Here is a 14,419-nt window from a genome sequence, read left to right on the forward strand (position 1 = left end):
TGGACTGGGTTCGCTGAGACAAAACGGCAGATCTTCGGCGTGCGGAGAGATCAATCCCTGTGGATCTGACCTGCGCTCACGCCGATTCGGTCTTGCGCGCGAGGATCTGGATCCCCGTTGACTCGTGACCGTTCATGGTGAGCACCGTGATCGTTCGGGTGTCGATGGTCCGGAACCCAGGAAGCAGCGTGGCGAACCACTCGCGGTCGTGATGGCGGCAGACCGCACCGTCGGCGGTTTCGAACACGCCGTAGCTGCCGTAGTGAGCAGCATGCCGGTCATAGCGATTCCGGTTGCGTTCGTCGTCTTGCAGCAGAAGGTCGCTGATGTAGAGGATCCCGCCGGGCTTGAGGATGCGGTTCAGCTCGGCGATCAACCGGTGTTGAGCTTCGTTGCCGGGAATGCAGGTCAGCACGGCGAAGAGCAGAACCGCGTCGAATCCTGCGTCTGGGTAGGGCGAGGCTGGTGGTGCATCCAGGGCAGCAAAGCGCATGGTGGGGTGAAGATGGCGTGCACGACTGATCATTCCCGGAGAGGCGTCGACACCCGTGAGATTGTCGAAGCCGCGCTGCGCGAGCTCCTCCATGATGCGGCCGTATCCGCATCCGTAGTCAAGGATCGCAGCGTGCGTGCTGATCTCGTTGAGCCAGGGCAGATGGAGCGGGTGGGTGAACGTCTTCGTGGCCGCAGCGGTATCCCAGTAGGGGACCTGACTGTCGAGGTCGGACATGGCAGATGCCTCCCTGGGAGCCCGGCCGAAGCCGGTTGTGGTGTCACGGCGGTGGGGCCTTGATGAGTCGACCACGCTCGAAGCGAGCGCTGGCCGGGAAATGAGCGACGAGGCTTTATCCGGGTGCAGTGATGGCGTGGTTGATCGCGGAGGCGACGTCGGCAGCGACGCGGGTGGGCTGGTAGGAGTCTTGGGTCCAGGCACGTCCGTCCGTCACCCACACGCTTTGAAGGCTGAGCGCGCTGGCGCCTGCGATGTCGGCGTGGGGTGAATCGCCGATGACCCACGCGCCCGGGAGGGGGACGCCGACGGCATCGGCTGCCGCTTGGAAGATCTCCGGTTCGGGTTTCTTGTGGCCGATTGCTTCGGAGATGACCCAGCCCTGGACGAGTCGGTCGAGTCCGGTCTTCCGGATCTTCGCCTCCTGTTGGACGGTGCGGCCATTGGTGACGATGACGCAAGTCCAGCCGTCTGCTTGCGCTTTGTTCAGCGCCTCGCGGGCCGACTGAGCCAGGACGACGCGGTCGGCGGCGCCGTTGTCGAGAAGGGCGCGGACGGCGGCGGTTGGCACCACCTCGCCGTATCGGTCGGTGAGGGCTGCGGCGACGTCGTAACGCGCGGTGTAGCCGCTCGCGTCGATGGCCATCACCCATGTGAGGTCGGAGTCGGGCAGGTTGTGCTCGGCAAGGAAGTCAGCGACGGCGGCGCGGAAGGCCGCATCCCGGTCGACAAGGGTGTTGTCGAGGTCCAGCAGCAACAACGGCATGACCGGGAGTAGATCATGGAACCTCCTGCGAAGTAGGCCAGTTTCCGGCTGGCAGCGGCACGAGGCCGGCGAAGCGGATGTTGCGGATCGTCAAGGATGGACTTCTGCAGGGCCACTCAGCAGCGGTAGTAGGGGTGGAACGGGCTCCACCGTGTTTCCGCGTCAGCTTCATCGGGCTGGCGCGGTGGCGGGATCGTTTCGCGAGGGAAGAACGCGTCGTAGATCGTCGGGCTTCGGTGGAAGGCGACGAACTTGTGGGTGGAGAAATGCCGCTCAACCCACTGGATCAGGGGGTCCGTGCGTTCCTTGGGGACGTAGCCGAGAAGGATGTTGCGGACGGTGATCTGCTCGACGAGCCAGGTGACGTGGCCGACGGCGACAGCGCGGCGTTCCCACTCTCGGCCAGCGAGAAGTCCGGCGAGCGTCACGACTTGAGGGTGGAAGACCATCGTGAGCGTCAGGTCGGGAGAGGGGTGTTTCCCCGTACCATCGGTGAGGATGTGGCGTGCAGTGTCGAGCAGATCGAATGGGTCAGCGGACTGCTGCAGCCAGGCGAAGTACATCTTTCGGGCATCCGGATAGGCGTTGCGGACCCAGCGGCGGCCGTGGCGGGCCACCAGATTTCGGTGGTGTTTCTGGGCTCGTAGCGTGTCGGGGAGCCTGCTGATGTCGACTTGCTCGTCGGCGTTGGCGATGCCGTTGCCGATCCAGAGGCGGTGGCGGAGACAGACGTTGCGGTCATGAGTGGTCCAGCAGGTCACGGGCATGGTGATGCCTGCGGCGTGAGTGCAACGGCGGCAGGCGGGACGCTGGATTGCGGTGTGCAGGGCTGAGCGCGGACGGCCGATGGTGCCGGGCTTGTCGGTGCTGTCGGCATCGGCGTCGAGGAATTCGGGCAGGGCCAGTTCCAGGGCGCGTTGGCGGACTCCGGCCGCGGCGGCGAGAGGTTCAAGGAGCGTGTTGGCGGGGGTCTTCCTGGTGCGGCGGATCTTCAAGAGGGGCAGCAGTTGGTCGGCCGGAAGGTGGTTGGCGGCGGCGAGCCTGTGGAGGAAGGAGTCCAGGGTCTCGTTGTGAAAGAGGGGGACGGTGCGCGGAAGCGGCTGTCTCGGTGGCACTACTCGTCGCGTTCCCGCAGATGGAGAAGGTCGGGGACGGCTCTGAGGCGTTCACGGTGGGCCGCGGCGCGGCAAGTACGGGAACACCACACCGGCTGGCACCGATTTCCGCATGAGGAGCTTGTCTTCTGCTGCAGATCCTGCCCGCAGTGTCCGCACTGCCCCGTGGCCCACCGGGCATCGTAGGAGGCTTGCCTGCAAGGCTCGGAACACCAGCGAAACGGGCGGTTGCGTTCGACGACGGTGCCGCAGTGGGCGCAGGGCGCTCTGTGGGCGGTGTGCCGGCGGGCGCCTTGGCGCGAGAGCGGGACGCGCTTCCGGCGGGCGGTCAGGCGGCAGTGGTCGGAACACCATCGTGCGGGTCGGCCCTTGACCCTCCGGGAGCGCAGGGGCTGGAAACAGTTGCCGCATCGCGTGTCGATCAGCGCTCGTTGCAGGTCAGCAAGGGGGCGTCCCGTGACTGCGGCCAATTTCTCGACGAGGGGCGGGCCGACGGAGCCCATCGCGTAGAGGTGGGAGCGCAGATCAGCGGGCGGGAGGTGGTTGGCGTGCGCCAGGCGCCGGATGTAGGAGTCGACGGTGTCGTCGGCCGGGCGAACGTAGATCGGCAGGCGGGGAGGAGGGATATCGATCATCGCTGCCTGACGGGCTTCCGGGTGGGACGGACGGACTCCGCTGCGTGATCCAGGGGGATGGCGTCGAGGCCTTCCTTGGTGACGCGTTCCGTGCCGTTGAGGATCGCGTCGATCGCGGCGCCCCGGATGGCGTGGGACAGGGCTCCGATCATCCCGTCGGTGCGGTTGTGCAGGTAGCGGTCCAGTTTGACCAGACTGCGCGGTGGATGGTCGTGGAGGATCAGGGTCTCCTCCATGGTCGCGATCAGGCCCTTCCACTCATCGCCGTAGGGGAACGGGCCGGTGGGGACGAGAGTGAAGCGGCCTGCGATCTGAGCGCCCCGCGTGCCGATCGGCAGTTCACTGGTCTCCAGGTCGATGCCCGCATAGACGAAGGTTGCGGGGATGCGCTCGGAGAAGTACTTCAATGTGTCGGAGACCTCGGCGCCGGCCTGGGTCCTCTGCGAGATGTTATGGATCTCGTCGACGACCACGAGACCCGTGCGGGTATCGGTGCAGACGCCCACCACAGCCTCGATGATGTCGGTCATGTTCGACCGGGGACGGACCGGAAGTCCCAGGAACCGGGCGAACTCCGCCGCGACCATGCGGGCGGTCGCAGCGGGTGGAACGGTGATGTAGAGGACCGGGATGCGGTCGCCGACCTTCGGGTGACGGGCCCGGTCGAGGAGTTCGTGGGCGCGGCCGAGTTGGGCGATGGCGCTGGTCTTGCCGGTGCCTGGAAGGCCCGAGACCATCAGACCGCGCCGGGCGCTGATCGCGTGCCGGTTCAGCAGGACCAGGCGACGGCCGCAGATCCGCGTCTTTTCGACGAACGACGTGGAGACTGTGAGCATCCGGGCGTGATGATCGAGGCGGTCCTCGTCGTAAAGGTCCCGCTCGGTCGGTGGCAGTTTCTGCAGTTCGCTCAGGGACAGTCGGGCAGGGGGCGGGGGCGGTCCGTCGATGAACTTCCGCCAGCCGGCCAGGGTGGTCAGTTGTCGGTTCGCCTCGGCGTCGGCCTCCTGCACTGTCGTGGGCCCGGCCGCTGGGCAGGAGGGGGTCACGTGCGCCTCCAGGGGTTGGCGAGTGGGTCGAACAGGCCCAGCGGGATGACGTCGGCGAGTTCGGTGTCCGACTCGTCGTTGTGTTCGGGCTCGGTGGCGGGCAGATCGGGGACCGGGCGGTCGGTCGTGGTGGCCCGGGTGCGAGCGGCGACGCGGCGGTCGCGCTTCGAGCGCTTGGCCGGACGGTCCTGTTCCGCAGCGGGACCGTCGTGGGCCCGCCGCAACAAGGCTGCGGCCGCGTCGGCGATCTGTTCCTCGGTGCCGCCGGGGACCTGGGCGCGAGCGTGATCCCAGGCAAGCTCGCCGAAGGGGACTCCGGCGCGGTGCAGATGCTTCCAGAACATCGTGATCCACCGATCGGCACGGGTATCGCGTACCCAGATCCGGGAGACGTCGTAGGGGTCGTAGTGGACCTCCCACAGGCCCTTCTTCGTCGTCACCCCGGAGCGCTGGCGGCGCAGCGGGTTCAACTCGGGGCTGTCGTAGGTGCGGTGCTTGATGCGGATCCCGTAGGCGTTGATCGCCTGCCAGCGCTCCGGCAGCAACTCGACGTAGTCCTCCCCGCTGAGCGGCACTGGCACATATCCGCAGGACTCGAGCAGCGTGGCGTACTTCTCGTTCGGCGAGAATGCCCGTGCCGGCGCGTCCGGGTCGCGCAGAGAGTCGTGGGGCCTTGTCTGCCAGATGGCAATGATCCATTCGTCGAGGAGGTTCTGAAGTTCGGGCAGCGACCACAGCGGTCCTTCTTCCAGACCCCGGCCGCGGCGGTCTGTCGTCGAGCCGGTGTATCCCGCGACGAACTGGGCGAACAGCGTGGCAACAGAGCCCAGGGTCTTCTCGATCGTGCCCTTGTCGGTCGGCGTCGCCTTGTGCGCTGGCTGCAGGTTGATACCCAAATAGCGACAGGACGCGCGGAAGGCGTGCGAGATGAAAACGCTGCCGTGGTCGCAGACGATCGTCTCCGGCACGATCACCGGGCGAGCGGCCGCGTGTTCCAGGCGCTTGTCGATGCTCAGCAGCCGCCGGTGCGGCAACGCTGACCGGGACATCCGCAAGGCTTCCGCCCAGCCAGGACGCATCGTCTCAGGGGTAACACTGCGAGCCAGCAGCGCAGAGGCGTCCGCGGCCTTCGTGGAGGGCCGCAGCACCGCTGCGGTGATCGACCTGGTGGCGATGTCGACCATGCCCGTCAGTTCGACCTTCTCGGCGACACCGTCATCCAGTCTCACCAGCACGTCCATCGGTGTGGAATCGATCTGCATCAGCTCACCGGGCGCACTCGCCGGCACTTCGCTAAACGGCCCAGATGGCCGTGCACCGATCGATCGGCGGGTTCGGGCCGAACCGGTGGCGTGGGTCCCCGTGGCGAGCTTGTCGAACAGCCGGTAGAGCGTGGCCCGAGACGGCAGTTCAATGCCGGTGGTCTCCTCTTGGTCGGACAGGATCTGCTTGGTCCGCCAGATGATGAAGCCGATCGTCCTCGACGATGCTTCGGCGGTCTCGGCAATCGCCTGTCGCATGGCCTCCACCACGGCGGGCTCGACCTGGCCGAAGGCCTGCATCTGCTTGGCTGACCGGCGGTCCGCAAGCCCGACCAGTCCATCGCGCTGGTAGCGCTGGCGCCGCTGCTTGACTCCGCTGGCCGACACCTGATGCCCGGCTGCCGTCAGCTCCGCGGCCTTGGCCCGCTCGCGCTGGGCCAGCGAGTGTTGTTCCGGATCGAACTCCGGCCGCGGCTTGGTCCCTTCTGGAGCATCTGGCGGCAGGCCGTGCAAGACCTCCAGGATGTGCCTCTCCCACCAGCCAGCCTCTTCAGCGGCGGCCTCGGGAAACTCCGTGATGCGGGACGTCTGCGGCACTCGCCTCTTCCCGGTCACCGGCCAGCTCCGTTGGCCAAGTGGACAATCGTGCGCGGACCCAGCAACTCGACCGTCATCTCCTCGGAGGCCAGATCCTGGATCCAGAGGAGGTGGAACAGCACAGGCAGCGTCAACAGCCGATCCCCGGCGGCGTCCGCCCCCACCATGAGAGGTCCCGGGGCTGCGAAGACCTCCCGGAGCCGGGCAGCCGCCGGGTGGCGCAGACACCGTGGGTGCCGGTAACGCGACAGCCACCGGACATTCGCGAGCAGCACCGCGTCCGGTGTCCCCAGCCGCTCGAACCTCCACCCGGCCTGGGCGCAGAGCAGACGCGTCACCTCGAACGCCTCGGCGTCCTTCGGCTCGATCCGATCGTCCGCACGAACATCGACGACCACCGCCGAGCCGTCCGCGCGGCGCACGAAGTAGTCCGGGGCGTGCCGACGCTCCCGCTCGCCGTCATGCCAGTGCAGCCAGAACGGCTGCGAGCCGATCCCCACCACGCTCGGATCGAAGTCCATCAGCAGCAGTCGGTCCCGCTCCAGCCACGACTCGAAGCCGACGTGCCGCCCGGTCGTCGCCGCCCAGTACCAGCCCGGGAAGTGACGCTCACCGCGCGACCAGCGAAACGTACGTACCGGATCGACATCCTCGAACCGGCCCGTCACACAGTCCCGCAGCGGAAGCCGACGACGCCCGTGCACCGCGTCCACGTACGACAACTCGACGCACGGCCTCGCCTGATCCACCCCAGCCGGTACAGCCATCCAGCACCCCCAGCACGCTCAACCGCGCGACTAGGTTCGCTGAGACGGAAGCCCGAACGACTCGGTTCGTTGAGAAAACGACTCGATTGAGTGAGACAGGACACCAAGGATGTTCCCTCGGGCCTTGTCATGCGAACAGTCCCGATATATCGTTGAAGCATCGCGACAGATCAACGATGGAATGGAGTGATTGCGATGCGTTCCCATGGATTCGAACGTGGACACGGTGGACCCGGCCCTCGCGGCCGGGGTGGTTTCGAGGGCCGGCGCGGTGCCTTCGGTCCCTTCGGGCCGGGCGGACCGGGCGGTGGCCCGGGCGGCTTCGGTTTCGGCGGACCCGGCTTCGGTCCGGGCCCCTGGGGGCCACGAGGGCGCGGCGGACCGAGGGGCAGGGCGCGGCGGGGTGACGTGCGAGCGTCGATCCTGGCCCTGCTCAAGGACCGGCCCATGCATGGTTACGAGATGATCCAGGAGATCGCCGAGCGCAGTGGCGGGGCGTGGAAGCCCAGCCCGGGTTCGGTGTACCCGACCCTCCAGCTGCTGGAGGACGAGGGCCTGATCGCCAGTGCGAGCGAGGGCGGCAAGAAGCTCTTCTCGCTCACCGAGTCCGGTCGCAGCGCGGCCGACGAGGGCCCGGACGCGCCCTGGGAGGAGGCCTCCCGTGGCATCGACTTCGAGGCGCTCGGTGAGATCCGCCAGGCCGGCTTCGGTCTGATGGAGGCCTTCGGCCAGGTCTGGAAGACCGGCAACAAGGAGCAGCGCGAGAAGGCGCTCACGGTCATCAACGAAGCCCGCAAGAAGCTGTACCTGATCCTCGCCGACGAGGACTGACAGTTCTCACGGCGACGAAGGCGCCCCGCGGAGTGGTCCGCGGGGCGCCTTCCCGTGTCCGGCGGTCAGGACACCAGCCCGGCGAGCTTGCGCAATGACTCGTTCAGCGCGGCCGTCCCCGAGTCCTTCAGCCTGCCCGCCATCAAGGTGACCGCGGCGCCCGTGAACTCGCCGTCGATGCGGACCTTCGTGGCCTCGCCCTCGGGGGTCAGGGTGTAACGCGTGGCCACGGTGACGGCCATCGGGCCCTTTCCCGTGATGGCGAAGACCCGGGCCGGTTCCAGTTCCGAGATGGTCCACTCGACCTCGGCCGGGAAGCCCATCAGCTTCATGTTCTCCTGGAAGGTCCCGCCCACTTCGAGCGCCGCCGGGCCGCCCTGCGGAAAGCTGGTGTGGGTGGCGTTCCACTCGCCGTACGCGGGCCAGTCCATCAGCTGTGCCCACACCTTCTCGGCCGGCGCCTCGATCCGTGCCTCCGCGTTGATTTCGGGCATGCGACCACCTCTTCGTGTCGGGCTGTGGTGTCGCGGAACGTAGCCTCAGGGCCTGGAACATTCAATACTGATGAACCGTCAGAAAATGTGGGCGTTTTCCGGCGCGCCCCCGAAGGCTCAGCCGACCCGGCGGATCAGCGCTGCGTCGAAGAGATCGCAAGCGCGCGGGAAGGTGCTCTCGTCGTGGCAGTGCCAGGCGTCCCAGAACAGGTCGGCGGGCAGTGCGTCCTCCGGGGCGTACACCCGGTACACGTACTGCTTGCCGTCGACGGCCGGCAGGGACACCAGCCAGCACCTGCTCTCCACGCACTTTCTGGACGTGCGACGGGGCGCTGTGGTTGCACGTCCGGGCGCGCGACAAGGCGGCGCGCGCCCCCGCGGGCAGAACGGCCAGATCTCATCCGTAAGGAGGAGATTCCGTCCCGCCGGGTCCACTCCCTGTGGGACGCCAAGATGCTCCCCCTCGGGGATGACCGGAGGCGAGGAGGCTGATGGGGTAGGGGTTGTGCAACCCCGTATCCCCCGGCAGTCGGTCGGCGAACAGGCCGTCGGCCCCTGCGTGGACAACGATGCCAGGCTCAGTGCCGAACTGGCAGCGGTGGTCTCCGGTGCCCGCCGCCGGGCGGTGCGCGACGGGGACCGGCAGATCGACACGGCCCACCTGCTGCACTCGCTCCTGGAGCACGATCCCGAGGTGCGGGCCGTGTTCGACGACGGGGCCGAGATCGCCCGGCTGCTCGGCTACCTGGTGCAGCGCAGTATCGGTTACGGCCTGCGCTGGCAGGGCTCCGTCGAGGACTCAGGCGCCGTACCCGTGGTGGTGGAGGCCGAGGGCTTCTCGCCGCTGGCCGCGGGGGCGATGGGTTACGCCTGCGACCGTGCGGCTGCCCGCGGCGCCGGACCTGCTCGCGGCATCGACCTCCTCGTAGCGATCGTGGTCGACCCGCAGGCACGCGCCGTCGAGGTCCTCGGCCGGGCCGGCGTCGAAGCGGGCGCCGTGCCGGCACGCGTCGAGGACCTGCTGGCGCGGTCCAGGTGGTCCAACCGCTGAGACAGGTGTCATCGGGGGTGACGCTCATGTCGTGGCCTGTCATCATGTGCCCGTGCATACGTCTGAGAGCAGCCGGGGCGGCCGCGGCAGGAGTGCCGGGCTCGGTCTCGCCCTCGGGTCCGCGGTCGCCTTCGGAGGATCCGGGGTCGCGGCGAAACCCCTGATCGAGGCGGGACTCGACCCGCTCCATGTGGTGTGGCTGCGTGTCGCGGGCGCCGCCCTGGTGATGCTGCCGGTCGCCGTGCGCCACCGCGCGCTGCTGCGCCGCCGCCCGGCGCTGCTCGCCGGGTTCGGACTGCTGGCCGTGGCCGGTGTGCAGGCCTGCTACTTCGCTGCGATCTCCCGCATACCCGTCGGGGTCGCGCTGCTCGTCGAGTACCTCGCGCCCGCCCTGGTCCTGGGCTGGGTGCGGTTCGTGCAGCGGCGGCCGGTGACCCGTGCCGCCGCGCTCGGCGTGGTCCTCGCGGCCGGCGGGCTCGCCTGTGTGGTCGAGGTCTGGTCGGGGCTGAGCTTCGACGCCGTCGGCCTGCTGCTCGCACTCGGCGCCGCCTGCTGCCAGGTCGGCTACTTCGTCCTGTCCGACCAGGGCAGCGACGCCGGCGACGACGCACCCGACCCGCTCGGCGTCATCGCGTACGGCCTGCTGATCGGCGCCCTCGTCCTGACCGCCGTGGCCCGCCCATGGACCATGCACTGGTCCGTGCTGACGGGCACCGCGCACATGGACGGCGCTCCCGTCGCCGCCTTCCTCCTGCTGGCCTGGATCGTCCTGATCGCCACCGTCCTCGCGTACGTCACCGGTGTGCTGTCGGTGCGCCGGCTCTCGCCGCAGGTCGCGGGCGTCGTGGCCTGCCTCGAAGCGGTGGTCGCGACGGTCCTGGCCTGGGTGCTGCTGGGCGAGCACCTGTCGGCGCCGCAGATCGTCGGCGGTGCGGTCGTCCTGGTGGGGGCGTTCATCGCCCAGTCCTCGGCACCCGCCAAGGGGTCCCCGGAGCCGGTCGCGAGCGGCGGCCCGGAAAGGGAGTTGTCGTCCCGCGAAAGCGCCGCCTAGGCTGCTGATCATGCATTCGAACGCACTCGTTCTTCCGCCTCCGGCCGCCTGAGGCGGGCCCTCCGGAACCCACGCCCGGCCCGGTGCCGGGCGGGGCGGTGCTGCCCGCAGAAGAAGTCCACGGCCCGGCTGATGCCGGCCCCCTTCCGAAACTTCTGCGGAGACATTCGTGTCGTCGAATGCTGCTTTCGGCCTGCCCGTCGGGCGAGGCCTGTTCTACCTGATCGTCGCCGGTGCCGCATGGGGCACCGCGGGCGCGGCCGCCTCCCTGGTCTACCGGGCCAGTGACATGGGCTGTGCCGCCCTCTCCTTCTGGCGCTGCGCGGCCGGCCTCGTCCTGCTCCTCGCCGCCCGCCTGCTCCGTCCGCGCCGGCGGACCGCCGTACGCGAACCGCTCCGTCGCCGGGCGCTGCGGGTCGGTGCCAGCGGTCTCGGGCTCGCCGTCTTCCAGACCGCCTACTTCGCGGCCGTGTCCGCCACCGGCCTCGCCGTCGCCACCGTCGTCACGCTCGGAACCGGCCCGGTGCTCATCGCGCTGGGCGCCCGGCTGACGATGGGGGAGCGGCTGGGCCGCGGCGGCCTGACCGCCGTGGCCGGGGCCCTGGCGGGGCTGGGAGTGCTGGTCCTCGGCGGCGGCGGGGCGACCGTACGCCCCTCTGGTGCGCTGTTCGCCCTGCTGTCGGCGGCCGGGTACAGCGTGCTGACCCTGCTCACGCGCTGGTGGGGCAGGGAAGGCGAGGTCGACGCCTCCGGTACGTCGGTGGGGGCGTTCGCGGTCACCAGCCTCTGCCTGCTGCCGTTCGCACTGGTCGACGGACTGTTCCCGCACACCGACCACGCTGCTCTGACCGTCTGGCTGCTGGCCTACATCGCGGCCGTTCCCACGGCCCTCGCCTACGGCCTCTACTTCGCGGGCGCGGCCGTCGTCCGGTCAGCCACCGTGTCCGTGATCATGCTGCTGGAGCCGGTGGGCGCGACGGTCCTCGCGATCCTCCTGTTCGGCGAACGGCTCACCACGGCGACCGTCGTGGGCACGCTCCTGATGCTGGGCTCGGTCGCCGGACTGGCGCTGGCGGAGACGGGCGGTGCGCCGACGGAGGCGGAGGACCCGGTGCTCGCGTGAAAGGGGGGTGCGGACCCCGCACCCGACGGATCACCGCCCCGCCGGCCACGCCCCTCGCCGCCGCAACTGGTGCTCCCGGGCCGCCGCGTCCCGCGCACCGCCCCGCGCCGCGAGGCCCGCCACCGTCCGGTCCTGCACCTCCTGCGGCTTGTGGCCGGCGTACTTGAACTTCGCCCGTACGTCGACCACTTCGAGCCGCAGCGCGCGGATGCCCGCGAGGAACCTGCCGAAGGGTGCCTCGTCGGCCGCCACCGGCGCCGAGCCGCCCTCCGGCTGGAAGTGGCCGACCTGGCGGTTGAGGAGCGCGGCCTTCTCGGCCGGGTCGTCCACGACGTGCGCCCGGCAACGGAGTTGGACGGCCGCGTAGAAGCTCGTCGGGACGCCGTGCTCGGGCGGGGCGTCCGGCGGGGCCTGCCAGGGCCCCGGGACGTACACGTAGTCGTCGACCACGCTCAGGACGACGTCCGGGTCCGCCTCCAGTGCCGGCCACAGGGGGTTGGGGCGGGCGAGGTGTGTGACGGCCACGCCGCGCTCGGCGTCGTACGCGAAGTGCAGCGGCTGCACGTGCGGCGGTTCCCCCGGCAGGCCGTTGACGGCGAGCTGCCCGAAGTCGTGGGCGCCCAGCCACTGCTGCCACTCGGTCTCGTCACGAGCCGCGTCCCACGGGTGGATCAGCATCAGGGCACCGCAAGGTAGTCGGGGAGAGTGATGCCCGGGACCAGGTCCGCGTCGGCGACGGGGGTTTCGTATCCCTTGCGCAGCGGGACGACGCCGGCCCAGTGCGGCAGGGCCAGGTCCTCGGGCTCGTCGTTCACACCGCCCGTACGGAGCTTGGCCGAGACCTCGTTCAGGTCGAGGCGGATCACGGCGGTGGCGGCCAGCTCCTTCTTGTTCGCGGGCCGGGAGTCGGCCGCCCGGCCCGGTACGACGTGGTCGACCAGCGCGTCCAGTGCCGCCCGCTTCTCCTCGGGGTCCGTCACGTCGTGCGCGATGCCGTGCACCACCACGGACCGGTAGTTGATCGAGTGGTGGAAGGCCGAGCGGGCCAGGATCAGCGCGTCGACATGCGTGACGGTCAGGCACACGGCCAGCCCCGGGTCCGCCTTGCCGGTCATCCGCAGCGGGCGCGAACCCGTCGAACCGTGCACGTAAAGCCGGTCGCCGACCCGCCCGTAGAGCGTGGGCAGCACCACCGGCGCACCGTCCCGCACGAAGCCCAGATGGCAGACATAACCCTCGTCGAGTATCGCGTGCACCAGCTCCCTGTCGTACGACGCCCGGTCCGCGGAGCGGGTGGGGACGGTGCGGTCGGTCGGCGTGTAGGCGGCGGGCTGCGACGTCGGCCGCTGCGGGGTCCCCTGCATTGCGATCTCCATTGCACTAGTGCATAATGAGGTTTGTGCTAGAAGAATATCGGATCGAGGGGCGTCGCGCAGCGGAGATTGCGGCGAGCGTCGAGCTTGCCGTGGGTTCCGGACAGCTGGAGCCCGGTCAACTGCTCCCACCCATGCGGGAGTTGGCGGTCGAGCTGGGCGTGAACCCGAACACGGTCGCGTCCGCGTACCGGATCCTGCGGGAGCGCGGGGTCATCGAGACGTCCGGGCGTCGCGGCAGTCGGATCAGGCCCAAGCCCGCCACCACGGGGCGCGACTATGTCCGGATGGAAGTACCCGCGGGAGTGCGGGACGTGGCGAACGGCAACCCCGACCCGGCACTGCTCCCCTCTCTGGCGAAGGCGTTCGCGGCGGCGGGCGAACAAGGCGACCGGGAGCCCGTGCTGTACGGAGACGCCCTTGTCGAACCGGAGCTGGCGCGGATCGCGCGCGCGGAACTCGACGCCGACGGGGTGCCGGCCGGACCGCTGACGGTCGCGTCCGGCTCCCTGGACGCCATCGAGCGCGTGCTCGCGGCGCACCTCAAGCCGGGGGACACCGTCGCCGTGGAGGACCCCGGCTGGGGCAGCCTGCTCGACCTCGTCCCGGCACTCGGCCTGCGCACGGCCCCGGTGGGCGTCGACGACGAGGGCCCGCTTCCCCACGACGTACAGCAGGCTCTGACGGCCGGCGCCCGCGCCCTGATCGTCACGGACCGCGCCCAGAACCCGACCGGCGCCGCGGTGACCGCCACGCGCGCGCGTGCCCTGCGCGCCGTGCTGCGCGACCACCCCGAGATCCTGCTCATCGAGGACGACCACGGCCACGGCATCGTCGACCTCCCGCTGCACCCCCTGGCCGGGATCACCCGGCACTGGGCCTTCGTACGCTCGGTCGCCAAGGCGTACGGCCCCGACCTGCGCCTCGCCGTCCTGACCGGCGACACCACCACGGTCGACCGGGTGAGCGGCCGGCACCGCCTGGGCCCCGGCTGGGTCAGCCGCCTCATCCAGCGGGCGGTGGTACGGCTGTGGGCCGACGAGGCGCTGGACACACGCGCGGTCGCGGCGGCCTACCGCACCCGCCGCGACGTCCTGATCGACGCCCTCGCCAAGCGCGGCGTCGAGAGCCACGGGCGCACCGGCCTGAACGTCTGGATCCCCGTCCCCGACGAAACCACCGCCGTAGCCGCCCTCCTCCACGCCGGCTGGGCGGTCGCCCCCGGCGCCCGCTTTCGCATGAGCGCACCACCGGGAATCCGCGTCACGGTGGCGACCCTGGCACCGGACGAGGTCAACCTCTTGGCGGACGCAATCGCAAGGGCCTTGGGCCCATCGCCGACCCGAAGCTACGTCTAGGCGGAAGCGCAACTCCCCAGGGGCGCGCGGCTGCATCGATGTGCGGCTCCGCCGCGTGGGTGCGACCAACCAGGGCATCCGGCGGTCGCCGCGTTCCTGCTCGACGCGCTGCCGTTCTCGCTGTTCGCCTGCTCGGAGCCGTCCACCCCGCCCACCCTGGCCGGCATCTGCAACGCGACCTCACCGCTGTGGGGCATCTCGTAGCACAACCGAGAATTTG

Annotated in this window: 15 protein-coding genes and 1 pseudogene; 6 read left to right on the forward strand and 10 right to left on the reverse strand. The window is 69.7% G+C overall.

The window, feature by feature from the left end:
* Positions 1-76: 76 nt before the first annotated feature.
* The 6 genes from ACWDAG_RS35085 to ACWDAG_RS35110 all read right to left on the reverse strand — a co-directional run bounded on the left by ACWDAG_RS35085 (position 77) and on the right by ACWDAG_RS35110 (position 6,918).
* Entirely contained in the window at positions 77-730 is a 654-nt protein-coding gene (locus tag ACWDAG_RS35085; RefSeq protein WP_450699585.1) for a class I SAM-dependent methyltransferase, read from the reverse strand.
* Between the two features lie 115 nt (positions 731-845).
* Positions 846-1,496 (reverse strand): HAD family hydrolase, encoded by a 651-nt coding sequence (locus ACWDAG_RS35090; RefSeq protein WP_450699586.1) that lies wholly within the window; start codon positions 1,494-1,496, stop codon positions 846-848.
* A 116-nt stretch (positions 1,497-1,612) separates the two neighbouring features.
* Positions 1,613-2,611 carry a TniQ family protein gene (locus tag ACWDAG_RS35095; RefSeq protein WP_450699587.1) on the reverse strand — a complete coding sequence of 333 codons (999 nt, stop codon included), beginning with the start codon at positions 2,609-2,611 and terminating at the stop codon, positions 1,613-1,615.
* A gap of 631 nt (positions 2,612-3,242) precedes the next feature.
* On the reverse strand, positions 3,243-4,292 hold the full coding sequence (locus tag ACWDAG_RS35100; protein ID WP_450699588.1) for an ATP-binding protein: 1,050 nt from the start codon (positions 4,290-4,292) through the stop codon (positions 3,243-3,245).
* The gene (locus ACWDAG_RS35105) at positions 4,289-5,812 is read right to left on the reverse strand and encodes a Mu transposase C-terminal domain-containing protein (protein WP_450699669.1); all 1,524 of its coding nucleotides are present in this window, start codon (positions 5,810-5,812) and stop codon (positions 4,289-4,291) included. The genes ACWDAG_RS35100 and ACWDAG_RS35105 overlap by 4 nt, the downstream gene beginning before the upstream one ends.
* A 353-nt stretch (positions 5,813-6,165) precedes the next feature.
* Positions 6,166-6,918, reverse strand: a complete 753-nt coding sequence (locus ACWDAG_RS35110) for a TnsA-like heteromeric transposase endonuclease subunit (RefSeq protein WP_450699589.1) — start codon at positions 6,916-6,918, stop codon at positions 6,166-6,168.
* Between the two features lie 195 nt (positions 6,919-7,113).
* Between ACWDAG_RS35110 and ACWDAG_RS35115 the strand changes: the two genes are divergently transcribed.
* Positions 7,114-7,749: a PadR family transcriptional regulator gene (locus tag ACWDAG_RS35115; protein ID WP_450699590.1), complete on the forward strand. Its 636-nt coding sequence runs from the start codon at positions 7,114-7,116 to the stop codon at positions 7,747-7,749.
* Positions 7,750-7,814: 65 nt separating this feature from the next.
* Here ACWDAG_RS35115 and ACWDAG_RS35120 read toward each other — a convergent pair whose 3' ends face one another.
* Both ACWDAG_RS35120 and ACWDAG_RS35125 read right to left on the reverse strand, forming a co-directional pair.
* Complete coding sequence (locus ACWDAG_RS35120; RefSeq protein ID WP_450699591.1) at positions 7,815-8,243, reverse strand: type II toxin-antitoxin system Rv0910 family toxin; 429 nt, start codon at positions 8,241-8,243, stop codon at positions 7,815-7,817.
* A gap of 117 nt (positions 8,244-8,360) precedes the next feature.
* Entirely contained in the window at positions 8,361-8,528 is a 168-nt protein-coding gene (locus tag ACWDAG_RS35125) for a hypothetical protein (protein WP_450699592.1), read from the reverse strand.
* 220 nt (positions 8,529-8,748) lie between these two features.
* On the opposite strand from ACWDAG_RS35125, the gene ACWDAG_RS35130 reads away from it, so the two are divergent.
* The 3 genes from ACWDAG_RS35130 (at position 8,749) to ACWDAG_RS35140 (ending at position 11,468) form a co-directional block, all read left to right on the forward strand.
* Positions 8,749-9,294 (forward strand): Clp protease N-terminal domain-containing protein, encoded by a 546-nt coding sequence (locus ACWDAG_RS35130; protein ID WP_450699593.1) that lies wholly within the window; start codon positions 8,749-8,751, stop codon positions 9,292-9,294.
* 46 nt (positions 9,295-9,340) lie between these two features.
* On the forward strand, positions 9,341-10,345 hold the full coding sequence (locus tag ACWDAG_RS35135) for an EamA family transporter (RefSeq protein ID WP_450699670.1): 1,005 nt from the start codon (positions 9,341-9,343) through the stop codon (positions 10,343-10,345).
* A gap of 169 nt (positions 10,346-10,514) precedes the next feature.
* Positions 10,515-11,468 (forward strand): DMT family transporter, encoded by a 954-nt coding sequence (locus ACWDAG_RS35140; protein WP_450699594.1) that lies wholly within the window; start codon positions 10,515-10,517, stop codon positions 11,466-11,468.
* A 30-nt stretch (positions 11,469-11,498) separates the two neighbouring features.
* On the opposite strand, the gene ACWDAG_RS35145 is transcribed toward ACWDAG_RS35140, so the two are convergent.
* Both ACWDAG_RS35145 and ACWDAG_RS35150 read right to left on the reverse strand, forming a co-directional pair.
* Positions 11,499-12,146, reverse strand: a complete 648-nt coding sequence (locus tag ACWDAG_RS35145; RefSeq protein WP_450699595.1) for an FMN-binding negative transcriptional regulator — start codon at positions 12,144-12,146, stop codon at positions 11,499-11,501.
* Positions 12,146-12,832 (reverse strand): pyridoxamine 5'-phosphate oxidase family protein, encoded by a 687-nt coding sequence (locus ACWDAG_RS35150; protein ID WP_450699671.1) that lies wholly within the window; start codon positions 12,830-12,832, stop codon positions 12,146-12,148. Before ACWDAG_RS35150 ends, ACWDAG_RS35145 begins: the two co-directional genes overlap by 1 nt.
* Positions 12,833-12,867: 35 nt before the next feature.
* Here ACWDAG_RS35150 and ACWDAG_RS35155 point away from each other — a divergent pair, with 35 nt between their 5' ends.
* The gene (locus ACWDAG_RS35155) at positions 12,868-14,199 is read left to right on the forward strand and encodes an aminotransferase class I/II-fold pyridoxal phosphate-dependent enzyme (RefSeq protein WP_450699596.1); all 1,332 of its coding nucleotides are present in this window, start codon (positions 12,868-12,870) and stop codon (positions 14,197-14,199) included.
* Positions 14,200-14,250: 51 nt separating this feature from the next.
* Positions 14,251-14,400 (forward strand): annotated as a pseudogene (locus tag ACWDAG_RS35160) (EamA/RhaT family transporter); the annotation flags it as partial.
* Between the last annotated feature and the right edge of the window lie 19 nt (positions 14,401-14,419).

The organism is Streptomyces sp. NPDC001157 (genome assembly GCF_053598255.1).

What these genes read in the sequence shown, in the direction of transcription:
- ACWDAG_RS35110 (WP_450699589.1), bottom strand. Translation starts at nt 6,918, where the DNA reads ATGGCTGTACCGGCTGGGGTGGATCAGGCGAGGCCGTGCGTCGAGTTG.
- ACWDAG_RS35145 (WP_450699595.1), bottom strand. Translation starts at nt 12,146, where the DNA reads ATGCTGATCCACCCGTGGGACGCGGCTCGTGACGAGACCGAGTGGCAG.
- ACWDAG_RS35105 (WP_450699669.1), bottom strand. Translation starts at nt 5,812, where the DNA reads ATGCGACAGGCGATTGCCGAGACCGCCGAAGCATCGTCGAGGACGATC.
- ACWDAG_RS35085 (WP_450699585.1), bottom strand. Translation starts at nt 730, where the DNA reads ATGTCCGACCTCGACAGTCAGGTCCCCTACTGGGATACCGCTGCGGCC.
- ACWDAG_RS35120 (WP_450699591.1), bottom strand. Translation starts at nt 8,243, where the DNA reads ATGCCCGAAATCAACGCGGAGGCACGGATCGAGGCGCCGGCCGAGAAG.
- ACWDAG_RS35150 (WP_450699671.1), bottom strand. Translation starts at nt 12,832, where the DNA reads ATGCAGGGGACCCCGCAGCGGCCGACGTCGCAGCCCGCCGCCTACACG.
- ACWDAG_RS35115 (WP_450699590.1), top strand. Translation starts at nt 7,114, where the DNA reads ATGCGTTCCCATGGATTCGAACGTGGACACGGTGGACCCGGCCCTCGC.
- ACWDAG_RS35090 (WP_450699586.1), bottom strand. Translation starts at nt 1,496, where the DNA reads ATGCCGTTGTTGCTGCTGGACCTCGACAACACCCTTGTCGACCGGGAT.